Below are 23742 nucleotides of genomic sequence, written 5' to 3' on the forward strand. Positions count from 1 at the left end.
TGTATAGTATTAAAAAAACTAGGGGAATGATGGGAAAGAAAGTATAAGAGGGAGGAATTAATTTTGAAAAAGAAAATGATGACGGTATTCACTATTGGAGTAATGAGTTTAAGTATATTAGGGGGTGCCTCTCCTTCTGAAACACAAAAAGGAAAGACAGATTACACGCAGCGCAGTAAAGAACAATTGAACAATGGTAAGATACATGCAGTGCATACAGAAGAAAAAGCAGAGAAACTAGGTATTGAAACGGAAGGAAAAGAACAAATTACACTAGAAAAAGAAATTCATGAAACAGAAGTAGGAAGGGAAGCAGAGCAGTTAGGCATATCGATTGAAGGAAAAGATGTTGGGATGCTGTCAGAAGAAATCTATGAAACAAAAGTAAAGCAAGAAGCGTTAAAGCTAGGTATATCTATAGAGAATACATCAATTGTAGATTTAATTACTCAAATTAATGCGATTAAAATTAAAGATGAAGCAGATAAATTAGGCATTTCGACAGATGGAAAAGAAATCGAAGACATCGCGGAAGAAATCTACGGAAAGAAAGTAAGAGAAGAAGCAGGAAAGTTAGATATTTCTCAAAAAGGAAAAGAAATTGAAGAGTTAGCACAAGAAGTGTACGAACAAAAAGTACAGGAAGAAGCAAAAAAATATCATATTGATTTGTATGGTAAAGATATATATCAAATATTAAGAGAAATTAATGAACAAAAGGTGCTACAAATGGCAGATGAGCTTAATATGGATAAAATGAATATGAATATTCAAGAGTTAGCGGAAAAGATAAAAAAAGATCAGCCTGAAAAAGGAAAAGAACTAAATTTTGTACCGATGATACGAACGGATGCTGACGCATTTTATTCTTATTTAACGAATTAATAAGGACGTGAAAGCGATAAGAAAATTGAAGTGGTATATATGTATAGCTTTACTAGGTGCAGTAATATGGAGTGTATATACAAATGGAATTCCAAAGTATATAGAGAAGTTTACATTCTCAAATATACAAAGAGGAAAAGAAACGGAGTTTAGTAATAACGATGAAAAAGTCATCTTATCAAATGTTCCATTAATTCAGCAGTTACCAGAATTGGATAGAGGCTGTGAAGTGACAAGCTTAGCGATGATGTTACAATACGCTGGTGTTTCAGTGGATAAGATGACATTAGCAAATGAAATAAAAAAAGTTGATTTTATAGATGATGGTGTGCGCGGGAATCCGAATGAAGGATTTGTAGGTAATATTTACACATTTTCTGAATCAGGATACGCTGTATATCATGGACCACTTTTTCAGTTAGCGGAAAAATATTTACCTAATAAAGCTGTAGACTTAACAGGGAAGAATATAGAAGAAATTTATAAGAGTATAAAAGCAGGACAACCGGTAGTTATGATTACGAATGCAACATTTGCACCATTAGATGAAGCTGAATTTACTACATGGGAAACAAATAGTGGAGATGTTTCTATTACGTATAATGAACATTGTGTTGTACTTATTGGGTATGATCAGGAATCTGTATATATTCGAGATCCACTTGAGGATAGCTTAGATGTAAAAGTACCGAGAGAAACCTTTGAACAGGCATGGGTACAAATGGGAAGTCAGGCAATTAGTTATGTAAAGAGCGCTAAATAAATTAGGACGAAGATTTTTAGTAATATGACTATAAGGTGAAGGATAAAACATTTGAGGATTATAAGAGAAGTTTTATAGAGTAGAAGCTGTTAAGAAATAAGAGAACTTTAGCATATATAATGCTAAAGTTCTCTTATTTTTATGATTAAAATACGTATAAGGAGTGGATATGCAAAAATGCATAATTGACGAAAAAATTACATGTTATCATTATATATTGTTTTATATATATTAATTGTATAAAATGACACAAGTATCCACATTACATAAAGGAGGCTTATTATGCAAAAAATATTTAACTGGGTTAAATGTATGAGTATCAATAAAAAATTAATCATTTCATTTTTTATTATTTTAACTATACCAGGAATTATTATCGGTGGTGTTTCATATCAAACTGCCAAAACAAATTTTGAGCATCAAATGACAGATAAGGCAAAGGAGAATATTTCGATTTTAAATACTGTTATTTCTCAAAATATAGAAGAGAAATTTGTTGATGCGACGTACTTTGCAGACATCTTAACAGAGGATACATATCTAAATGGACAAGAAGAAATAGTAAGAACGAAGTTAGCACAATATATAAAGCTTCATCCAGAAGTAGAAGGTATTTATATTGGAACAGAGACGGGAAAGTTTATAAGAGAACCATTTATTCAAATGGCTGATGGGTATAATCCAACAGATAGATCTTGGTATAAAGAAGCACATGAAAATAAAGGGAAAGTAATTGTTACTGCGCCATATCAGTCAGCATCTACAAAAAATATGGTAGTGACGATTGCGAAAGAAGTAAAAGATGGTAAAGGTGTTATAGGAATTAATTTAAATTTAGATAACATCTTAAAAATTTCCAAAATGATTAACATTGGTGAAAAAGGTTATGCAGTTATTTTAGATCAAAATAAGCAAATTGTTAGTCATCCATCTAGAAAACCAGGTGCAAAAGTTACTGATCCTTGGATTAAACCAATTTATGAAGATAAACAAGGAAATGTGTCTTATACAGAACAAGATGATAAAAAGAATTTAATCTTTGCAACAAATGAGAAAACGGGCTGGAAAGTAGTTGGTGTTATGTTCGATGAAGAAATTACCCAAGCTGCCAGTCCAGTGTTTTATAAGACTTTGATTGTCATTGCTATCGCTATTGCATTTGGTAGTATATTAATTTATTTCATTACAAAGTCTATTACAAGGCCATTACGAAAAATAGCTGAATCGGCATATAAAATTAGTAAGGGAGATTTAACAGAGAAAATTACAATCCATTCCAAGGATGACATAGGGAAATTAGGGAATTCATTTAATGAAATGTCTACGTCTTTACAAGATGTTATTACCCAAATTAGCTTTTCAGCAGAACATGTTGCAGCATCGGCAGAAGAGTTAACAGCGAGCGTACAGCAAGCAAATGATGCGACAGATCAAATTACAATTGCAATGGAACAAGTATCAGGTGGGGCTGAATCACAAAGTCAAGGTGTTGAAGAAGGTGCGGCTACATTGCAACAAGTAAATACAGCAATTCAAGATGTAACTGGAAGCGCAGAGTCAATTTCTATTTCCTCATTACATGCGCGAGAAAGAGCTGAAGAGGGAGAAGATTTAGTTGAACAAACTGCAAAACAAATGCAGTCTATTTCTAGGTCGGTATCCGAGTCAGATGCTATTATTAAACTGCTTGATGAGAAATCAAAGCAAGTAGGAGCTATTTCTGAAGCAATTCAAAACATCGCAACTCAAACAAACTTATTAGCTTTAAATGCGGCTATTGAAGCAGCAAGAGCAGGTGAACAGGGACGAGGATTTGCTATTGTAGCAGATGAGGTTAGAAAATTAGCAGAGCAATCAGGAGAGTCATCTGGAGAGATTGCAAATTTAATTGCAGAAATTAAGGCGGATATTGAACATACTGTTAAGGCGATGGATAATGTGAATGGAGAAGTTCAACAGGGCCTTGATGTTGTAACAAAAACGAAAGTAAGTTTTACGGAAATTTTAAGTTCTACTACACATATTGTTTCTCAAGTTAATCAAATGGTAGAAACAACGAAGAGAATTGCTGGGGATGCAAATGAAGTGACAAATGCTATTGATGAAATTGCAGCTGCTGCAGAAGAAAATACAGCTAGTATGCAAAGTGTTGCAGCTTCAACAGAAGAACAGGTTAATTCCATGGAGGAAATTAGTTCAGCTTCGCAAAACTTAGCTGAGATGGCAGAAGAACTACAAGCGATGACTAGTAAATTTAAAGTATAATAACAGCAGATAAGTAAGGTGAAAATAATATCACCTTACTTATTTTTCTATTCAGCAATTAGGGGAGTCATTAACGGGATGAAAAAAAGAAAAAGACTATGGAATTTATGGAAAACGATTACATTGTTAGTTTGTACAGTTGTAATTTTTTCTTTACTTGTGACAGATATATTAATTAGTCATAATGTAGAACGGACGACGGAGGATAGCCAAGCAGAGAAGGCAAAAACAATTGCACACATTGTGGCGAATGATTCGATTGTAATCGATGGTTTGGTTGGGAAAGCAGATACCTCTGCAATCCAAACGTATACAAATAGAATATTACAAAACACAGGTGTTCAGTTTATTGTAGTTATGGACATGAATGGAATAAGAAAGTCACATCCAAATCCTCAAAAAATAGGGCATCATTTTATTGGGGGAGATGAAGGGCCTGCATTGAAAGGAAAAGAACATGTATCGTTAGCAGAAGGAACTTTAGGTATTTCCATGCGAGTGTTTGTACCAATATTTTCTGAAACAGGTGAACAACTTGGAGCTGTGGCTGTTGGTATTTCAGCAGATAATGTAAAAGAGAGAGTTAAGGAAAGTAGACATATCATTTATATTGGTGTCGGAGTTGGTGTATTAGTCGGAATTATAGGAGCAATATTGCTAGCTAGACATATAAAGAAAAGTTTATTCGGTCTTGAGCCGCACAGGATAGCAAAAATTCTTGAAGAAAGAAATACGATGCTACAATCTGTAAAGGAAGGTATTATTGCTGTAGATAAAGAGGCTAGAGTAACATTAATTAATAATGAAGCGAAACGTCTATTTAAAAAAAGCGGACTTGAAGAAGATTTTATCGGTAAAGATGTTGAGTTGTATATGCCAAATTCACGTATAAAAGAAGTATTGCAAACGGGAGAAGTACAATTAAACGAAGAACAAAATATTTATGGAATTACGATTGTGACGAATCGAGTTCCTTTATATGTAAAAGGAGAAATAGTTGGTGCAATTGCAACATTTCGTGATAAAACAGAGATTAGAAAACTAGCAGAGGAACTAACTGGTATTAGACTATATGCAGAAGCATTACGGGCACAATCTCATGAGTTTATGAATAAGATGCATGTCGTATTAGGGCTTACACATATGAAGCAGTATGAAGAATTACAGAAGTATATAAGCGGCATGGTATCAGAGCATCAATATGAAATTGGTGGAGTTATGAAAAGAATAAAAAGTCCAGTATTTGCTGGTTTTTTACTAGGTAAGCTCAGCTATGCTAGAGAGAAAAATATAAAATTAATTATAAGTGAAGATTCTTATATGCCGGAAATAGATGATGAAAGTATTACTCATGAACTTATTACGATTGTCGGAAATTTAATTGATAATGCATTAGAGGCAGTTACGAATTGTGAAAAGAAGCGAGTTGAAGTTAAGATACAACATGGGGATATACTAACTATTACAGTACAAGATACGGGAAAAGGTATACAAGAAAAAGAAATAGAGCAATTATTTACGAAAGGTTATTCCACAAAGGGAGATAACCGCGGTTATGGTTTGTATCTTGTAAAAGAAAGTATACAGCGAATAAATGGAGAAATTCATATGCATTCATTAGTAGGTAAGGGAACAACGATAACAATTGAAATACCTAAAGGTAGGGATGAGAGGCAAATATGATTAAAGTTTTAATTGTAGAAGATGACCCGATGGTAGCAATGCTAAATACGCATTATTTAGAGCAAGTAGGAGGATTTGAACTTGTTCAAGCAGTTAACTCAGTAAAGTCGGCGATCGAAATATTAGAGAAATCACGAGTAGATTTAGTATTACTTGATATTTTTATGCCTGAAGAGACTGGTTTTGAGCTTTTAATGTATATCCGGAACCAAGAAAAAGAAATTGATATTATAATGATTTCAGCTGTACATGATATGGGAAGTATTAAAAAAGCATTACAATATGGTGTAGTAGATTATTTAATTAAACCATTTACATTTGAACGATTTAAAGAGGCATTAACTATATATCGAGAAAAACTTACTTTCATGAAAGAACAACAAAAAATTAGTCAATCGGAATTAGATTCGTTAATTTTACAAAAAGAAAAAAGGGAGCCTACTGTCACGAAAGAGCTTCCGAAAGGGTTAACGAAGCAAACGTTGCAATTAATTTGGCAGAAGATCGAGTCGTTGAATGGAAGAGTGTTTACAACAGATGAAATGGCACAATTAGTTGGAATTTCAAGAGTTTCTATTCGAAAATATGTAATGTTTTTGACTGACATTGGAGTGTTAGAAAACGAAATGATGTACCAACATGTGGGCAGACCTGTAAGTAAATTAAGATGTGTTGATCAAAAGAAAATAGAGTTTTACGTATAAGCGACTTAATATAAGTCGCTTATACTTTTTTTAATTACAAAATCAATTACAAAACTTACAAAAACTATTTTTACTATTGAAAGCGTTTTAATATTGTTATTAAGAAAACGAGGGGGTGCCATATGGGAATTCAAAAGAATGTGGAAGCGGTATCATTTTCTGAAGGAAATGAAGTACAAAGAGAATCTTTCGCTTCTAAAATTATGAATGTAAAAATCGGTGTTATACCTTTACCGTTATATGTAGTATTGGCTGCTATTATTTATGGGGCATCTGTATATAATAAATTGCCAGCAGATATGATTGGTGGATTTGCAGTTATTATGATCATGGGGATTTTCTTAGGCGATATTGGGATGAGAATTCCAATTTTAAAAAATATCGGCGGTCCAGCAATACTTTCGTTATTTATTCCATCATTACTTGTATTTTTTAACTGGATGAATCCAGCTTCAATGGAAGCTGCGACTATGTTAATGAAAAAATCGAACTTTTTATATTTATATATTTCTTGTTTAGTAGTCGGAAGTATTTTAGGAATGAACCGTAAAGTGTTAGTACAAGGTTTCGTTCGCATGTTTATTCCTTTAGTAGTAGGGACGTTAGCTTCTGTAGCAGTAGGGTTATTGGTCGGTTCATTATTTGGATTTGAAATGAAGCACACATTCTTCTTTATCATCGTACCAATTGTGAGTGGTGGTATCGGGGAAGGGATTTTACCATTGTCGCTAGCTTATAGTGATATTTTAAATGAATCATCAGCGACGTTTGTATCACAGCTTATTCCAGCAGCTATTATTGGAAATATGTTCGCAATTGTAAGTGCAGGGTATATGAAGCGTTTAGGTGAGAAGAAACCGGAGCTTAGTGGTAACGGTGTATTAGTGAAAACAGACAATCAAGCAGAATTATTAAAAGAACAAAATACAGAGAAGCCAATTGACTTCTCATTAATGGGAGCAGGTTTATTAATTGCGTGTACGTTCTTCATCTTTGGAGGATTTGCTTCTAAGTTCATCGGTATTCCTGGGGCAATCATTATGATTTTTTCAGCAGCACTTGTGAAATACTTTAAATTAATGCCAGCAAAAATGGAGCAAGGAGCATTCCATTTATATAAATTTATTTCGAAGAATTTAACTTGGCCTTTAATGGTTGGATTAGGATTGCTATATATTCCGTTAAAAGACGTAGCAGCAGTTCTTTCAGTAGGATATGTTGTTGTGTGCGCATCGGTTGTTCTTACAATGGTAGCATCAGGTTTTCTTGTAGGGAAAGTGATGAAGATGTATCCAGTTGAATCGGCGATTGTAACTGGATGTCATAGCGGTTTAGGCGGAACTGGAGATGTTGCTATTTTATCGGCTTCAAATCGTATGGAATTAATGCCGTTCGCGCAAATTTCAACTCGTTTAGGCGGGGCGGCAATGGTTGTAACGGCGACAATATTATTAAAAATGTTTTCATGATCAAACAAGCTAGCTATATTCATATAGCTAGCTTGTCAAATTAAGGGGAGATTATAAGTATGTTAGCAAATCAAATTAATGAAAGATCATTGTTATTGCATAAAGAATTAGTAGGGAAAATTGAAATTACAAGTAAAGTGGAGGTAAATTCAGCGGATGATTTAAGCCTGACGTATACACCAGGTGTAGCGGAGTCTTGTAAAGCAATTGCGGCAGATGAAGAAACAGTGTATGACTATACAGCACGTGGCAATATGGTGGCAGTTGTTTCAGATGGAACAGCGGTACTCGGTTTAGGAAACATTGGACCGAAAGCGGCTATGCCTGTTATGGAAGGAAAAAGTATTTTGTTTAAGAAGTTTGCGAATGTAGATGCTTTCCCATTATGTTTAGGCACAACGGATGTAGATGAAATCGTTACCCTTGTGAAAAATTTAGAGCCTACATTTGCAGGGATTAATTTAGAAGATATTGCAGCACCACGTTGTTTTGAAATTGAAAAACGATTAAAAGAAGAGACGAATATTCCTGTATTCCATGATGATCAACATGGAACAGCTATTGTCGTTTTAGCAGCTGTTATTAATGCATTAAAAGTTGTTAGCAAACAAATGGATAATGTGAAAATCGTTATTAACGGTGCGGGTTCGGCAGGAATTGCAATTGGAAAATTATTATTAAAGGCTGGTGCAAAGCACATTACGTTAGTTAGCCTAGAAGGTATTGTTTGTGAAGGTGAAACATGGATGAACGAAGCACAAATTGAAGTTTCAAAAAAGACAAATCGTGAACATGTGCGTGGAACGTTAAAAGAAGCAATTCACCAAGCTGATATTTTTATTGGCGTATCTGCTCCTAACGTATTAACGAAAGAACTTGTACAGACGATGAATGAGAAAGCAATTGTGTTTGCAATGGCGAATCCAATTCCAGAAATCTTCCCTGAGGATGCATTAGAGGCTGGGGCAGCTGTAGTAGGAACTGGACGCTCGGATTATGCGAATCAAGTAAATAATGTATTGGCGTTTCCCGGAATATTCCGCGGTGCGTTAGATGTGCGCGCAACTGATATTACAGAAGAGATGAAATTAGCGGCAGCATATGGGATCGCTAACATCATTACTGATGAAGAACGTAATGCGAATTATGTAATCCCGAATCCATTAGATAAAAGAGTTGTTCCAAGTGTTGCAGAAGCAGTAGCGAAAGCAGCTATTGATTCAGGCGTGGCACAAATTACGAAAATACCACGTTATTAATAGCGAAAAGCAGTGCCTAAAAGGCACTGCTTTTTTGAGATAAGAAATCAAAATAATGAAGAAGTGTAGAATTATTTATGTTTCTTCATTATTTATTTAATTCCATTGCAACTTGTTTACCATTCACTAAAACCTCAGTTACTGCTACGATCACTTCTATCATTTTTTTCATCTCTCATCTCTCCTCGTTTCATTTCTTACTTTAAGTATAAGAGAAGAGAGATAATTCAACTATCGAAGTACATGACGTAGAAATTACATTGTTGTAAGAAAGTGGTTTATTTTTGTCACTTTACTCAGCAGTGATTACAAACTGATCATAATATTTTTCATTCACATATATATTTAATAACCATAATCCAGATGAAGGTAGTGACATAGTGAGAGGGAGTTCGTTTGTAGTAGAATCGATTGTATTTGAAGTAGTCCAAGTTTGTTTGGAAGTTTCTTTTTGAAAGAGTACTTGTGTCGGAGTTACAGATCCTTGTTTTAGCGCAATAATAGACAATTTTCCAGTTGGTATTTCAGAATCTAGAAAGTGCCACATTATTTCATTTTGTTCATTTGCGATAATAGGACTATCAGCCATTGCGACTTTACCTTCGATGCCTTTTAAAGGCATTTTTCCTTCTACGAAAGAAGGTGTTTCTTTCCAATTTACATCTTTTAAAACACTAAGGTGAAAGAAGGAAGGTGCGTTCACTTGAGTGGATGACGTTGCTATTACGTCTTTTTTTTGTTCTTTTGAATCCGGTTGCGTTTGTGTGCATCCAGTGATGAGGAAGGAGAGAAGTAGCATAGTTCCGATTTTTTTCATGGTGCCACACTCCTAGTTTTTTTCATGGTGCCACACTCCTAGTTTTTATTGTTAGTGTAATTGTATTTGCTAGAAGGCGGGACAATTCCTTTAAAGTATAAAAAGAGGTCGTAAGTTTTGTACGACCTCTTTTGACATTTTTATCCCGTAAAAGCCCGATTGGTGTAGGTTAATAATTAGTGGGAGATAGTCCCCACTAATTAAAGTTTCATTTTATATTTGTTCCGTTGTATAGGTTGGTTCGGTTTCTTTTTGAGGCATCGTCAAAAAAATAACGGACAGAACGATACATACGCCGCCTAATAATTGATATGTTCCAAAAGATTCATTTAGCCAAGTGATTGAAACGATGGCAGCTACAAGGGGTTCAATGCTAGATAAAATGCTTGTTTCTGTTGCTGCTAAATATTTAAGACTACCGATATATAGAAGGAAAGAAAGGGTACCACTAATAATGATAAGAATAAGCATAGAAAAAGTTTTTAGTGTAAGGGTTTGTGAAAATTGATTCCACCCGAATGAACGATTATAAATAAGTAGTGCAATTCCTCCGATTAACATCCCCCAACCAATTACTACAGTTGTCCCGCATTCTTTAATGAGAGAAGCCGGATGAAGGGTATAAAATGCAAATCCGATTGCTGTTAATAGTCCAAAAATAATAGCTTCTTTGGATAAAACAATATTTTCAATTGAGCCATTTGTAATAATAAAGTATGTTCCTATTAGCGCGGCTATAATTGCGAATAGTTGCATGGAAGCAGGGAATTTTCTTTGTTCAAATGCAACATACATGGTAATAAGAACAGGACCTAGAAATTGAAATAGCGTTGCTGTGACTGCATTACTAATATGAACCGTTTCGATAAAGGCGTATTGCGCACCGAGCATGCCGAGAATAGAAAAAATAATAAGTTGTATAGAATATCTAGGGTGTTTCCAAATTTGAAATATATTTTGTTTCTTTATAAGTAAGAAAGACAAAATAAATATTCCTGCAAGCAACAATCGAATTGTTAAAAAATCAATTGAGGATACATTAGTATGCTGAAATAGCCACTGAATCATTGGACCAGATAATCCCCATAATGTAGCCCCTGTAATAATCATAATAAGTCCGATACGTCTACCATTGTTCATTATCATGTTTCTCCTCTCCGGTATTTGATTTTTTATGTGTGACATGATAATAGGAATTATATATAACTTCTGGTACTGTAAAAAGTATCAGATTTTAGTTTTATTAAGGGGTCAGATACTATGTTAGAATTAACGCCTAATTTAAATATGAATAGTAAAAAGGCATTATATGTGCAATTGTATGAGTATATAAAAAAAGAGATTAAAGATGGATCAATTGTCCCTTTTACGAAATTACCGGCTAAGCGAAAGTTAGCGATACATTTACAAGTAAGTAAAAATACAGTAGAGGCAGCGTACGAACAATTACTTGCAGAAGGTTATATTGAGTCAATATCGAGAAAAGGTTATTTTGTATGCAAGATTGAGCAAATGGCTCATGTAGAGGATAGCGGAGAGAGAATAGAAGAAGTACCGTTTCAGGAGAAGAGTTATAAATTTGATTTTACACAAACAGGAATTGATACAAATGCTTTTCCATTCAATATGTATCGGAAAATAGTAAATGAAATATGGCAGCCGCATAATAACGAACTTCTCTTTCTAGGACACCCTCAAGGAGAAGCGAGCTTAAGAGAAGAGATTACGAATTATTTGTATGAATCTAGAGGTGTACGTTGTTCAGCTAGTCAAATTGTATTAGGAGCGGGAACACAAATATTAGTGAAACTGTTGTTTCAATTGTTAAAGGGAAGCAATTATGCAGTTGAAAACCCAGGGTATCATAGAAAGATGGTTGTTTTTGAACAGGGAGAAGCAAGAGTCCAAATGTTATCTTTAGATAGAGATGGAATTTGTATTGCAGATTTAGAAAATAGCAATGCGAATGTTGTATTTGTTACACCTTCCCATCAGTTTCCGTATGGAATGATTATGCCTATTACGAGAAGGATGCAACTTTTACAATGGGCCAAGAAAGAAGAGAGCAGGTATATTATTGAAGATGATTATGATAGTGAATTTCGCTATTCTGGAAAGCCTATACCGGCGCTGCAAGGGTTAGATACAGAGGGGAAAGTTATTTATATGGGGACGCTATCTAAAGCATTATTGCCATCGCTACGGATGAGCTATATGGTGTTGCCGAAGAAATTAATTAAAAAGTATCAACAGCAATATTTATTTTATACACAAAGTGTTTCAAGAATGGACCAAGAAGTGATTAGAAGATTTTTAAATGAAGGCTATTGGGAAAAACATATTCATAAAATGCGTGTCGTCTACCGAAAGAAGAGAGATCGACTTGTTTTTGAAATAGAGAAATATTTCTCTAATCGTGTTGAAGTGATAGGAGAAGATTCGGGATTACACATTTTATTAAAAGTGCATAATAGAATGCGGGAAGAAGAATTAATTCAAGAAGCTGCGAAACATAGTATCAAAATATATCCTGTGTCTACGTACTATAAAGACGGTACGGCGCCTGAGAATGTAGTTTTACTTGGGTTTGCGATATTATCAGAGGAAGAAATTGCGAAAGCGATTCAATTATTACACACGGCATGGTTTACAAGAAAGTAAAAAACATCCTCCAAACATGAGGATGTTTTTTATTATTTATTTTCATCTAAGAATAAGACCATATGCTCTTCGTCCCAATATTGTCCGTTATATTTTAATGAACGTTCTTGTACACCGAATGTTTTAAAACCTAATGATTCATAAAGTTTTTTCGCTCCATCGTTGCCAACAACAACATCAAGCATAACTTGTTCTACTTCTAAAGATTTAGCAAGCTCAAGACATTCTTTAATAAGTGCTTTTCCTGCTCCAAGTCCGCGCGCTTTTGGAGATACATATACAGAACCGATTTTAGCTTTATGTTCTTGTTTTACATATGGTTTCGTTTCCAGTGTTGCAACCCCGATTAATTTTCCATCTTTAAATGCACCTAGCGTATAGTTTTCATCTTGTGCTAATTTTTGTGCTTTATATTCAATCGCACACTCTTTATTAATAATATCTTCATAAGAAGAGCTGAATGCTTCAGGGTTTTGCTTTAAACCTTCTACGCGAAGTTCTAAGTAAATTTCTGCTTCGTCTTTTGTTAATACATGGATATCCAATTATATCACCCTCCAAATCTTTGCAAATGTACCTTTATTTTATATTGAAATAAGAATAATTTCAAAAGCTTAGCTTATATGAGCTGTTGTTATGAACAAAATAACACCAGTAGTGTTTACTACTACTGGTGTTTTCACACGCATATTATTCAAAAGGTAGCTCGATTATAAAGTTTGTTCCCGCTCCTAATTGGCTTGTTACTAGAATAGAACCGTTATGCAATTCTACAATTTCTTTTGCAACAGCTAGCCCGATGCCTTTTCCACCTGTAGCTCGTGTTCTGGATTTATCAACACGATAAAAACGGTCAAAAATATGCGGGATATCTTCTTCAGGAATACCTTCACCTTCATCTTGTACACTTATTGTAAAAGAATCTGTTTCCATGAGTACACGTATCGTAATGGCTGTGTTTTCTGGCGAATGTTGATAAGCGTTGTGTAATAAATTTAACATAACTTGTTCCATACGTCTTTCGTCTATACAAACTTCTAAATCATCTTTGCAATATACATGAAGTTGCATTTGCTTATTTGTTAATGTTGTTTTTGTTTTTTCTACCATTCGTTCTAAAAATGGCTGAAGAAGCACTTTTTGTTTTTTTATAACAAATTGGTGTTGTTCTAATTGTACAAGCATAAATAAATCTTGGACGAGATCGGTTACACTATCCGTTTCATCCTCAATAATTTGTAAGTATTCTTCTCGCTCCTCTTTTGTTAAAGAGTCTCTCTTTGCTACCTTCGCATAACCTTTCATATAGGTCAATGGAGTTAATAGTTCATGAGCGACAGTAGCGAGAAATTCATTGCGCTCTTTTTTCATATACGTAAGTTCACTCGATAAATCTTCAATTGTTTTTGCTAAACTTCCGAGTTCATCATTTCGTTTAATACCTAATTGAATTGGCTTGTTTAATTTTGACATTTTTTCTGTCGCTCTCTTCATTTTTACAAGTGGTTCTGTAATAACGCGTGAAAAAACAAAGACAGAAATTGTTGTTAAAATAATTGTTAAAACGCTAATGATAAGAAATTGGTTCATGAGTTTAAGTAACATATTTTCTAGGAAAGATGTTTTTAATAACATATATAGCTTTCCTTGAAACTTTGTTGTGTTAAGTGGGCTTACTGTTGTGATGAACTTTGATTTTTTCCAGTTCCTTTCAACGACCAATCCGCCGTCTGGGACAGTTTCTGTTTTACAAGTAAGTTGTTTTTGCATATCTTTTGTTACGGGTTCTGAGGTGGAAATAATTTTGCCGTTATGGTCAGTAATAATGATAGCTATATCGGAGTTAGAAATTGATTCCGATTCAACTAAGTGTGCAGCCTCATTCGTAATATCGAACTCAGGGTACACAGGACGTTTAGGATTTTTATTATGTTCAGCGTGTTTCATTTCTTTATAATATTCATCCCGTCTCTCGCGGCTTTTAATTTTTTTACTATAGCGATTACCTTTCTCTAAAAGAGCATCTGTTTCCTCTACAATACGCATTTTTGAAAGGCTTTTATAAAAAGATACGAAAGCAATTGTTTCAATACATAAAGCTAATATTAAAAAGTATGTCCCAATTTTAAGGGAAAGTTTACTCATTTTTTCACCATACCTTATTCATAATAAAGAGTCAGTGGTATACGATTTCCCACTGACCGAAGTAATTATTCACTTTTCCATTTATATCCGACTTTATAGACCGTTTCTAGGTAATCTTCAATCGGAAATCCTTTTTTGCGTAGTTTATCACGGATATTACGAATGTGTGAGTCAATTGTTCTATATTCGATATCTGTTTCATAGCCCCAAATTTTTTCGATTAAATCATCTCGGCTATAAGCACGGTTTGTATTTTGTAAAAATAGTCCGAGTAACGAAAATTCGATAGGAGTTAATGAGATTTTTTCATCATAAACTGTGACAGTATGTTTCGTTTTATCCCACTCAATACCATTGAAACTAACAAAGCCATCTTTTTTTGTACGGCGTAATATAGCCTCGATTCGTGCGACTAATACATGCTCATCAAATGGTTTTGTAATATAATCATCTGCGCCCATCGTGAGGCCTTTCACCATATCGTAGTTTTGGTTGCGAGCTGTTAACATAATGATAGGAACGTTGGAAATTTGACGAATTTGATAGCAAGTATCCCATCCATCCATACTTGGCATCATAACATCTAATAAAATAATATCGAATTCTTTTTGTTCGATTAATTTTAGTGCTTCAAGGCCAGAGGTAGCTTTCATACAAAAATAGCCGCGAGGGCTTAAGAACAGATCTAATAATCGTAACATACGTTCTTCATCGTCTACTAATAAAATTTTTACCATAATCTTGTGCACCCCAAACTGTTCATTCTACTTGTATAGTTTACATGAAAATAATAAAAAACTCTTTTTATGTGATTGAATGGAGGGCTGATTTTTTCGCTCAGAGTAATTGACATAAAAAATGCACTAGTTTTGCACAACTATTTTTTATAATAGAAAACGTAGCGACACAAAATACCCTATGTTGCGACATAACGTCATGTCATTTTATTTATAAAATGACAATTCCATTCTATTGTGTATGTGAGATAGAGAGGGTTTTCGTATTCACCTCGCATCGGATAAGAAAAATTTCCTATCTCACACTTTTTTTAAAAGGAGATCATACACATGAATTCAAAAGAAGAAATTTCAAAAAAAGAAAAGCAAGATCGTAATACGGTTGTCATGTGCGTTGCCGTATCTATGGTTATTATTATAAGTTGCGTAAATAAAATTTTGGGGATTTTATAATATAAAAAAAGCTGATTGCTTCTTAAGAAGCAATCAGCTTTTTTCATTGTTAGGGGGAGTGTTCATATAATAAACCAAGGTAAAATTGCTAATCCAGAAGTTACAATTGCTGTAGTAAATATTAAAAGCATAGCTCGTTTGTTTTGTTTCATGTCACATTCTCCTCTACATATCAAGTACATGCGATCAGCGTGGGATGTAGTTCCCCACTGAGTAAAGTTTCACTTTATATTTTTAGTATAATGAATGGAAAGGTTTGGTACGATCGATAAAGGTGACATGAAGATTACATTGTTGTAATGAAAAAAGCATCTTTCTTAATAAAAAGATGCTTTTGGAAAACTATATTGAAGTATTAATCATTTAAGAACAGAACCATATGTTCCTCGTCCCAATATTGACCGTTATGTTTTAATGAACGCTCTTGTACGCCGTAAGTTTGGAAACCTAATGACTCATATAATTTTTTTGCTGCATCGTTACCAACTACAACATCGAGCATAAGTTGTTCTACATGTAATTTATCGGCATTTTCAATAATTGCTTTAATAAGAGCTCGTCCTGCTCCAAGGCCACGCGCTTTTGGGGAAACGAAAACGGAACCGATTTTTGCTTTATGTTCTTGTTTAATAAAAGGCTTTGTTTCTAAAGTAGCAATGCCGATTAAATCATCATCTTTGAAGACCCCTAGAGTATACTTATCCGGATTGCTTAATCGTTTTGCCATAGCAGCTACAGGATCCTCATGTTTCAAAACATCTTCATAGGAAGAGCTAAAAGCTTCCGGGTTCTTCGTTAAACCTTCCATACAAACTTTTAAATATATTTCTGCGTCCTCTGTCGTTAATAAGCGAATTTCCATAGTTGTAACCTCCTTGGTCGATTTCAAATAAAATAAATCCATTACTTTTATAAGAGTGTGTATGTGTTTTGTTAGCAGTCTCTTTTAATTTGTAAAAGAATGAAAAGATATATGCTACAATGTTTTGTTTTTTAATATGTAATGAAATTATATATTAACTTTATTAACTATTCAAGTCTTTAATATATTACATTTTCATAACTAAAATAACTCCTCAATTGAGGAGTTATTTTAGTTATTCGATTGATAACCATCAATTCGATGTGGATGTGTGTAAATATTGCAGGATTCATTTCTGATAAATCCTACGACTGTAATGCCTAAATCGTGAGCGAGTTGCAATGCTAGTTTTGTTGGGGCAGATTTAGATAGAACAATTTCACATCCGATTTTTGAAACTTTGAGTAAAATTTCAGATGAAATACGTCCGCTAAATGCGATAATTTTTCCTTTAACAGATATATCGTTGCGCAAACAATGACCATATATTTTATCTAATGCATTATGTCTGCCAATATCCATTCTTGATAGGAGGATTTTGTTTCGATCACAGAGCGCGGTATTGTGAACACCGCCGGTTTGGCGAAAGGTAGTGGAAGATTGTTGTAACGTATTCATTAAGTAAAAGCATTCTTCAGGAGTAATTTTTACATGTATATCATGTAAGTCTTTTGCTTTTGCCGCATCGTTTACGAAAATAAAACCTTGTCTACCTTTTCCGCAGCAAGAAGTGATGTATCGTTTATTATATAAAGTTTGATAGAGCGGATTCACTTTTGATGATTTTACATGGACAATTCCGTTATCTTTTTGAACCCATATTTCTTCAACATCGTTATAGGAAGAAATAATCCCCTCAGAAATTAAAAAACCAATTACCATATCTTCAATATAATTTGGTGTGCATACGACTGTTACATATTCCTCACCATTCAATTTAATAGTAATAGGAGATTCTGTAACAATCTCGTCAAGTTGTTTTGAAAATGTACCAGATTGATAACGTACAATTGTATAAGTCTCTTGCGTAGGCCCCATATTTAATTCCCCTTTTATATGTATTTCTCTCCCACATTTATCATAAAACAATGGGAAAAATAAAAACACCTATTAACAAGAAGATCACAGATTATTTTGGTTATTATTGTATATGTACGATATAATAGAACTGTAGAATAGTGATATTTTCAAGCTTTCGTAGTTATACCTTATAACATCTAGAATCGACTTCATAAGAAAGTATTTGGTAGAGCGTTTCAAAAATATGTACAGTAATGCGGTTTTGAAAACGGATTCATAATTGTGTTGTACAGTTGGTTGTAAGGAGAGGGGAAACTATGGCAGAACAGACAGTCCGTGTAACCGTCGATGGTAAAGAATTTTCTGCATCAGGTGAAAAGACGATACTACAATTATTTAACGAGAGTAATTTGGAACATCCTCAAATTTGTCATGTACCAGAAGTAGATCCAATTCAAACTTGTGATACGTGTATTGTAGAAGTAAATGGAAAGTTATTGCGTGCTTGTTCAACGAAATTAGAGAACGGTATGCATATCGAAAGACAGTCCCAGCGTGCAAAAGAGGCACAGACTGAGGCAATGGATCGAATATTAGAGAATCATCTACTGTATTGTACCGTTTGTGATAACAATAATGGTAACTGTAAAGTCCACAATACAGTACATATGATGGGAATTGAGGAACAGAAATATCCGTATGAGCCAAAAGTAAGTGCGTGTGAAGTGGATATGTCACATCCGTTTTATCGATATGATCCAAATCAATGTATTGCTTGTGGACAGTGTGTAGAAGTATGTCAAAACTTACAGGTTAATGAAACAATATCGATAGACTGGAGCTTAGACCGTCCACGTGTTATATGGGACAATGGTGTAAGTATAAATGACTCATCTTGTGTAAGTTGCGGGCAATGTGTAACAGTATGTCCATGTAATGCGTTGATGGAGAAATCAATGTTAGGTGAAGCTGGATTCATGACTGGATTGAAACCGGATGTGTTAGATCCGATGATTGATTTTGTAAAGGATGTAGAGCCGGGATATAGTAGTATTTTAGCAGTTTCAGAAGTAGAGGCTGCGATGCGTAAGACGAAAGTGAATAAAACAAAAACAGTTTGTACATTTTGTGGTGTAGGTTGTTCATTTGAAGTATGGACGAAAGACCGCCACATTTTGAAAGTGCAGCCTGTTTCAGATGCGCCGGTTAACGGTATTTCCACATGTGTAAAAGGCAAATTTGGATGGGATTTTGTAAACAGTGAAGATCGTATTACAAAGCCATTAATTCGCCAAGGGGATATGTTTGTTGAAGCTTCATGGGAAGAGGCTCTTGAAGTTGTTGCATCCAATATGCAGCATATTAAATCAGAATATGGAAGTGATGCATTTGGGTTTATTTCTTCTTCGAAAGTAACGAATGAAGAAAATTATCTTATGCAAAAACTAGCCCGTCAAATATATGGAACGAATAATGTAGACAACTGTTCCCGTTATTGTCAATCTCCAGCAACAGACGGTTTATTTAAAACTGTCGGTATGGGCGGGGACGCTGGAACAGTGAAAGATATTGCGGAAGCAGGCCTTGTCATTATCGTTGGAGCAAATCCGACAGAAGGACATCCTGTACTTGCAACGCGTGTAAAACGTGCTCATAAATTACATGACCAAAAATTAATTGTGGCGGATCTTCGTAAACATGAAATGGCAGAGCGTGCGGATTTATTTATTCATCCGCGCCAAGGAACTGATTACGTATGGCTCGCTGGTATTACGAAATATATTATTGATCAAGATTGGCACGATAAAAAGTTCATAGCTGAAAATGTGAAGAATTTTGATGAATATAGCAAAATGGTAGAAAAGTATACGCTTGATTATACAGAAGAAATTACGGGGATTTCGAAAGAAAATCTGAAAGAAATGGCACGTATGGTATATGAAGCAGATGGTACTTGTGTACTTTGGGGAATGGGTGTAACTCAAAATACTGGAGGAAGTACAACTTCAGCAGCAATTTCAAATCTATTGCTTGTTACAGGTAACTATCGTCGTCCTGGTGCAGGAGCATACCCATTACGCGGACATAATAACGTACAAGGCGCTTGTGATATGGCAACATTACCAAACTGGCTTCCAGGTTACCAAGCGGTTTCAGATGATGCGCTCCGTGCGAAATTTGAAAAAGCATACGGTACTACAATTCCGAAAGCACCAGGCTTAAATAATATTGCAATGTTACTTGCGGCAGATGAAGGAAAACTGCGTGGTATGTATGTTATGGGTGAAGAAATGGCTTTAGTAGATTCGAATGCCAACCATGTACAACATATTTTAGCGAATTTAGATTTCCTTGTTGTTCAAGATATGTTCTTATCGAAAACAGCTCGTTTTGCTGATGTTATTTTACCGGCAGCACCAAGCTTAGAAAAAGAGGGAACATTTACGAATACAGAGCGCCGTATTCAAAGATTATATGAAGTATTGAAGCCGCTTGGTGATTCAAAGCCAGACTGGTGGATTTTACAAAAAGTAGCTCGTGCGCTTGGCGGGGACTGGAATTATGAAAGTCCAAGTGAAATCATGGATGAAATTGCATCGCTTGCACCTTTATATTCTCAGGCAACATACGATCGTTTAGAAGGATGGAATAGTTTATGTTGGGGTAGCCATGATGGTAGCGATACACCGCTATTATATGTGGACGGATTTAACTTCCCGGATAAACTAGCTCGTCTATCATTAGATGAATGGGTACCACCAGTTGTAGCGCCAGATGAGTATGATTTACTTTTAAATAATGGTCGTATGTTAGAACATTTCCACGAAGGGAATATGACGAATAAATCGGCTGGTATTTTATCTAAAGTATCTGAAGTGTTCGTTGAAATCTCGCCTGAACTTGCCCTAGAGCGCAATGTGAAAGATGGTGGCCTTGTAGAATTAGCATCACCATTTGGGAAAATTAAAGTACAGGCACTTGTTACAGATCGTGTAACGGGGAAAGAGCTATATTTACCGATGCATGCAACGGTAAATGAAGAGGCAATCAATATTTTAACTGGAACGGCGACAGATCTTTATACGTGTACACCAGCGTACAAACAAACGATGGTAAAGATGCGTGTACTACGTGAAAAAGGGAATCGTCCGTTACCATCTTCAAACCCGAGAGATAAAAAGCGTAATCCGCAAAACGGTGTTGAAATCCAGCAAAAATGGCAAAGAAAACAATACGTATCACTTGTGGACTAGGGGGCGGAGATAGTGGCGAAAGAAATTACTGTAATTAAAAAGAAAGTTGTAACAGAGGAAGAACAGAAACAGCAAGTAGCAGATGAACTTCTAAATGAGTTATCTAATAATCGTGAAGCAGTAGAAGAAACGATGCAGCTTTTAGCACAGTTACAGAAGGCTGGTATATTAGATGCGGCAATTAGTTTACTTGCTGCGAAGGAAGATGTTTCAAAAATAGCTGTGGAGCAATTAAATCGTGAACCCGTTAAAAATGCGTTAAATAATATGATGGGGGCAGGCGAAGCGTTATCTTCAGTTGACCCAGAAATAACGAAGCAAATTACGTCAAGTTTAGTTACAGGATTGCAATTTGCAACAGATGAATTAAATAGTGGTAAAAAAACAAAAGTGATGGATTTCTTTAAAGTGTTAAAAGATCCAGATATCAATAGAGCCATTACATTTGGTTTTAGCTTCTTGAAAGCATTTGGACAAGGATTAGAGAAAAAATAGAGTAAGTGAAAAAGTGATGGGGAGTAACCATCACTTTTTTCATTGTATGTATAAGAGTGTTCATGTTAAGCGGAATATATTATTATTAAAAAGATGGGTTAGAACTGGAAATATGGAATCCATCTCAAATATCGTTTTAGAATGTGGAGGAATATATGCAACACCGTAAAAGACTATCTATACCAGGAGTAATAGGACATTCCTTTCAAACAGTTAAATTCGCTTTTTGGAATGTATTAACCTTTCAACTCGCTTATAAATTATTAGCAGCGATTGTATTTGTCCCGCTATTTGGGATTATTTTTAATAAGTTATTGTATTTTGGTGGTTATGCAAATGCGACGAATGATGAATTATTAGCGTTTTTAAAGACACCATACGGCATTTTGGCAATTGTAATTTTATCATTGTTAGCGCTGTTTCTTATCTTTACGGAATTTGCGGTGCTTATTATTATTTCGTACTTTGCTCATAAAAGGCAAAAGGTGAGATTACGTCCAATTTTGTATAAAACAGTAACGTATTTACCTACTCTTTTCACATATTGCTTACCAGGGTTTATTTTATATGCTGTCGTATTGTTACCCCTTTTAAATATGGGATATGAAACAGCATTAATTCCGCAAATTCAAATTCCTAACTTTATTACAGGAGAACTGTTTAAGACAACGATGGGACAAGTTGGTTATTACACGTTCTTTGCTGTAGTCGCGTATTTGAATCTTCGATGGATTTTCGTTCTACCTATTGTTGTTTTAGAGCAAAAGCCATTTCGCGTGGCAGCACGTAAAAGTGCAAAGCTAGTAAAAGAAAGCTTTTTTAAAGTACTACTCTTTTTAGTCGGATTTTTTATTTCAATAGGAATTGTGTATGTCCTATTTTTAGGAATATATTTATTGTGTCTATGGGGTGTTTATGAATTTACAAACCCGAAAGGAACATTTGCATTATTAGCTGAATCAACGATTTCTGTATTTTTAACGAGCACATTGTATTTATTCAGCTTTATCGTGACGCCATTTTATATTATGGCGATTACGCGATTGTATTTACAAAAGGTTCCAGTTGAAGATGTTTTATTAGAAGAAGGATTAGATTATTCGAAAACGAAAGCAGATAAATGTTTTTTCCAAAAACATCGTTGGAAATTCATTGGCGTATACATTGTAGGAATTATTACTGCGGGAATGGTCGTTGCCTTCATTGTAACGTTTATTTCAAATTCGTATAAAGAACCGATTATTATGGCGCACCGCGGGTATATATCAAAAGGCGTAGAAAATACGAAAGAAGCTGTGCAAGGTGCTATTGATGCAAAAGCAGACTACGCTGAAATAGATGTATTACAAACGAAAGACGGTGAACTAGCGGTTATACATGATTTGAAGCTGAAACGTCTCGCAAATGCCAATGTGCATGTGTCAGATTTAACGATGGCTGAGTTAAGGCAACTTACCCTTAGTCAAGATGGACTTTCAGGACAAATAAGTACACTTGATGAAATCATTAAGCTAGCAAATGGCAAAATCAAACTTAATATAGAAGTGAAGCTTCATGGGGGCGAAAAAGATTTTGTAAACAAAGTCTTAAAAACGATTAAAGATAATGAATTTGAGAAGCAATGTGTAATTCAAACGTTACACTATCCACTTATTAAAGAGTTTAAGCGTGCAAATCCAGATATAAAAGTAGGGTATATATTGTATGCAAGTAGAGCTAACTTAAAGAATGTGAAGGCTGACTTTTACGTAGCGGAAGAATATATGTTAAATAAGAAATTAGTAAAAGAAGCAAGGAAGTTAAACAAACCAATTTACGTATGGACAGTAAATGATATGGAAAATTTAAAGGCATATTATAAGTTGAACGTAGATGGTATCATAACCGATTACCCTGAAGATGCACGTGAAACAATTAAGATGTTAAAAGAGCAAGAAGCGGAAGAAAGTGATCTGTTTGATAAAATTACTGAAACGACAGATGATTTATTTTCTAAGTTATTTATAAGTTACCCAGCTGCTGGCTAAATGTTAGCAGCTTTTTTTTGAAAAGAATATATCTCTAAAGTATTGAGTAAAGTAATAACTGTATATGTATACGTTATCGCTTAGGTTTCTTACATTGTTACATTATTGTCAAATAATAAATGAATACTGTTTATTTTGAAGAAGTATAATAAAAATAGATTGAAAGATAATGGGATACCATGAAACCCCTAATAGAATCAATGTTTCATATATTTACACTATTCTAAATATAAAAACTTTAGA

At 34.6% G+C, this 23742-nt stretch carries 19 protein-coding genes; 12 read left to right on the forward strand and 7 right to left on the reverse strand.

The features are described from left to right. Positions 1-63 precede the first annotated feature (63 nt). From ACS2QP_RS12415 to ACS2QP_RS12445, 7 genes are all read left to right on the forward strand, one after another. Positions 64-885: a hypothetical protein gene (locus tag ACS2QP_RS12415; protein WP_000728586.1), complete on the forward strand. Its 822-nt coding sequence runs from the start codon at positions 64-66 to the stop codon at positions 883-885. Between the two features lie 7 nt (positions 886-892). Then, complete coding sequence (locus ACS2QP_RS12420) at positions 893-1648, forward strand: C39 family peptidase (protein WP_065211570.1); 756 nt, start codon at positions 893-895, stop codon at positions 1646-1648. A gap of 282 nt (positions 1649-1930) precedes the next feature. Further along, the gene (locus ACS2QP_RS12425; RefSeq protein WP_001169211.1) at positions 1931-3913 is read left to right on the forward strand and encodes a methyl-accepting chemotaxis protein; all 1983 of its coding nucleotides are present in this window, start codon (positions 1931-1933) and stop codon (positions 3911-3913) included. A 78-nt stretch (positions 3914-3991) separates the two neighbouring features. After that, positions 3992-5596: a sensor histidine kinase gene (locus ACS2QP_RS12430; RefSeq protein WP_000746421.1), complete on the forward strand. Its 1605-nt coding sequence runs from the start codon at positions 3992-3994 to the stop codon at positions 5594-5596. Then, positions 5593-6300, forward strand: coding sequence for a response regulator (locus tag ACS2QP_RS12435; protein WP_000598666.1), 708 nt, complete (start codon positions 5593-5595; stop codon positions 6298-6300). Before ACS2QP_RS12430 ends, ACS2QP_RS12435 begins: the two co-directional genes overlap by 4 nt. A 122-nt stretch (positions 6301-6422) precedes the next feature. Continuing rightward, positions 6423-7769 (forward strand): 2-hydroxycarboxylate transporter family protein, encoded by a 1347-nt coding sequence (locus ACS2QP_RS12440; RefSeq protein WP_000512722.1) that lies wholly within the window; start codon positions 6423-6425, stop codon positions 7767-7769. A 59-nt stretch (positions 7770-7828) separates the two neighbouring features. Further along, complete coding sequence (locus ACS2QP_RS12445; RefSeq protein WP_000880780.1) at positions 7829-9028, forward strand: NAD(P)-dependent malic enzyme; 1200 nt, start codon at positions 7829-7831, stop codon at positions 9026-9028. Between the two features lie 292 nt (positions 9029-9320). On the opposite strand, the gene ACS2QP_RS12450 is transcribed toward ACS2QP_RS12445, so the two are convergent. Both ACS2QP_RS12450 and ACS2QP_RS12455 read right to left on the reverse strand, forming a co-directional pair. Continuing rightward, a complete protein-coding gene (locus ACS2QP_RS12450; protein WP_119682933.1) occupies positions 9321-9845 on the reverse strand; it encodes a DUF4871 domain-containing protein in 525 nt (174 codons plus the stop codon). Between the two features lie 213 nt (positions 9846-10058). Continuing rightward, the gene (locus tag ACS2QP_RS12455; RefSeq protein ID WP_001059054.1) at positions 10059-10985 is read right to left on the reverse strand and encodes a DMT family transporter; all 927 of its coding nucleotides are present in this window, start codon (positions 10983-10985) and stop codon (positions 10059-10061) included. 120 nt (positions 10986-11105) lie between these two features. On the opposite strand from ACS2QP_RS12455, the gene ACS2QP_RS12460 reads away from it, so the two are divergent. After that, positions 11106-12506, forward strand: coding sequence for a PLP-dependent aminotransferase family protein (locus ACS2QP_RS12460; protein WP_065211573.1), 1401 nt, complete (start codon positions 11106-11108; stop codon positions 12504-12506). A gap of 32 nt (positions 12507-12538) precedes the next feature. Here ACS2QP_RS12460 and ACS2QP_RS12465 read toward each other — a convergent pair whose 3' ends face one another. From ACS2QP_RS12465 to ACS2QP_RS12475, 3 genes are all read right to left on the reverse strand, one after another. After that, on the reverse strand, positions 12539-13051 hold the full coding sequence (locus tag ACS2QP_RS12465; protein ID WP_000351212.1) for a GNAT family N-acetyltransferase: 513 nt from the start codon (positions 13049-13051) through the stop codon (positions 12539-12541). Between the two features lie 145 nt (positions 13052-13196). After that, on the reverse strand, positions 13197-14651 hold the full coding sequence (locus tag ACS2QP_RS12470; RefSeq protein WP_438882469.1) for a HAMP domain-containing sensor histidine kinase: 1455 nt from the start codon (positions 14649-14651) through the stop codon (positions 13197-13199). A 65-nt stretch (positions 14652-14716) separates the two neighbouring features. After that, a complete protein-coding gene (locus tag ACS2QP_RS12475) occupies positions 14717-15388 on the reverse strand; it encodes a response regulator transcription factor (RefSeq protein ID WP_000238957.1) in 672 nt (223 codons plus the stop codon). Between the two features lie 330 nt (positions 15389-15718). Between ACS2QP_RS12475 and ACS2QP_RS12480 the strand changes: the two genes are divergently transcribed. Beyond that, positions 15719-15841 carry a hypothetical protein gene (locus tag ACS2QP_RS12480; protein ID WP_001085006.1) on the forward strand — a complete coding sequence of 41 codons (123 nt, stop codon included), beginning with the start codon at positions 15719-15721 and terminating at the stop codon, positions 15839-15841. Between the two features lie 355 nt (positions 15842-16196). Here the strand turns inward: ACS2QP_RS12480 and ACS2QP_RS12485 are convergent, their stop codons facing one another. Both ACS2QP_RS12485 and fdhD read right to left on the reverse strand, forming a co-directional pair. After that, complete coding sequence (locus tag ACS2QP_RS12485; protein ID WP_016125450.1) at positions 16197-16703, reverse strand: GNAT family N-acetyltransferase; 507 nt, start codon at positions 16701-16703, stop codon at positions 16197-16199. A gap of 231 nt (positions 16704-16934) precedes the next feature. Further along, entirely contained in the window at positions 16935-17741 is an 807-nt protein-coding gene (fdhD, locus tag ACS2QP_RS12490; protein WP_016125451.1) for a formate dehydrogenase accessory sulfurtransferase FdhD, read from the reverse strand. A gap of 299 nt (positions 17742-18040) precedes the next feature. Here fdhD and fdhF point away from each other — a divergent pair, with 299 nt between their 5' ends. The 3 genes from fdhF to ACS2QP_RS12505 all read left to right on the forward strand — a co-directional run bounded on the left by fdhF (position 18041) and on the right by ACS2QP_RS12505 (position 23499). After that, positions 18041-20977, forward strand: coding sequence for a formate dehydrogenase subunit alpha (gene fdhF / locus ACS2QP_RS12495; protein WP_000840663.1), 2937 nt, complete (start codon positions 18041-18043; stop codon positions 20975-20977). A gap of 12 nt (positions 20978-20989) precedes the next feature. Continuing rightward, the gene (locus tag ACS2QP_RS12500; protein WP_001040540.1) at positions 20990-21472 is read left to right on the forward strand and encodes a DUF1641 domain-containing protein; all 483 of its coding nucleotides are present in this window, start codon (positions 20990-20992) and stop codon (positions 21470-21472) included. A 155-nt stretch (positions 21473-21627) separates the two neighbouring features. Then, positions 21628-23499 (forward strand): glycerophosphodiester phosphodiesterase, encoded by a 1872-nt coding sequence (locus ACS2QP_RS12505; RefSeq protein ID WP_153581938.1) that lies wholly within the window; start codon positions 21628-21630, stop codon positions 23497-23499. The last annotated feature ends 243 nt before the right edge of the window (positions 23500-23742 follow it).

Source organism: Bacillus cereus group sp. Bce019 (genome assembly GCF_051781745.1).
In the GTDB taxonomy this organism is placed as follows: Bacteria; Bacillota; Bacilli; order Bacillales; family Bacillaceae_G; genus Bacillus_A; species Bacillus_A cereus.

What these genes read in the sequence shown, in the direction of transcription:
- ACS2QP_RS12425 (WP_001169211.1), top strand. Translation starts at nt 1,931, where the DNA reads ATGCAAAAAATATTTAACTGGGTTAAATGTATGAGTATCAATAAAAAA.
- ACS2QP_RS12440 (WP_000512722.1), top strand. Translation starts at nt 6,423, where the DNA reads ATGGGAATTCAAAAGAATGTGGAAGCGGTATCATTTTCTGAAGGAAAT.
- ACS2QP_RS12460 (WP_065211573.1), top strand. Translation starts at nt 11,106, where the DNA reads ATGTTAGAATTAACGCCTAATTTAAATATGAATAGTAAAAAGGCATTA.
- ACS2QP_RS12445 (WP_000880780.1), top strand. Translation starts at nt 7,829, where the DNA reads ATGTTAGCAAATCAAATTAATGAAAGATCATTGTTATTGCATAAAGAA.
- ACS2QP_RS12475 (WP_000238957.1), bottom strand. Translation starts at nt 15,388, where the DNA reads ATGGTAAAAATTTTATTAGTAGACGATGAAGAACGTATGTTACGATTA.
- ACS2QP_RS12505 (WP_153581938.1), top strand. Translation starts at nt 21,628, where the DNA reads ATGCAACACCGTAAAAGACTATCTATACCAGGAGTAATAGGACATTCC.
- fdhD (WP_016125451.1), bottom strand. Translation starts at nt 17,741, where the DNA reads ATGGGGCCTACGCAAGAGACTTATACAATTGTACGTTATCAATCTGGT.
- ACS2QP_RS12470 (WP_438882469.1), bottom strand. Translation starts at nt 14,651, where the DNA reads ATGAGTAAACTTTCCCTTAAAATTGGGACATACTTTTTAATATTAGCT.
- ACS2QP_RS12455 (WP_001059054.1), bottom strand. Translation starts at nt 10,985, where the DNA reads ATGAACAATGGTAGACGTATCGGACTTATTATGATTATTACAGGGGCT.
- ACS2QP_RS12435 (WP_000598666.1), top strand. Translation starts at nt 5,593, where the DNA reads ATGATTAAAGTTTTAATTGTAGAAGATGACCCGATGGTAGCAATGCTA.
- ACS2QP_RS12480 (WP_001085006.1), top strand. Translation starts at nt 15,719, where the DNA reads ATGAATTCAAAAGAAGAAATTTCAAAAAAAGAAAAGCAAGATCGTAAT.
- ACS2QP_RS12450 (WP_119682933.1), bottom strand. Translation starts at nt 9,845, where the DNA reads ATGAAAAAAATCGGAACTATGCTACTTCTCTCCTTCCTCATCACTGGA.
- ACS2QP_RS12430 (WP_000746421.1), top strand. Translation starts at nt 3,992, where the DNA reads ATGAAAAAAAGAAAAAGACTATGGAATTTATGGAAAACGATTACATTG.
- fdhF (WP_000840663.1), top strand. Translation starts at nt 18,041, where the DNA reads ATGGCAGAACAGACAGTCCGTGTAACCGTCGATGGTAAAGAATTTTCT.
- ACS2QP_RS12485 (WP_016125450.1), bottom strand. Translation starts at nt 16,703, where the DNA reads ATGGAAATTCGCTTATTAACGACAGAGGACGCAGAAATATATTTAAAA.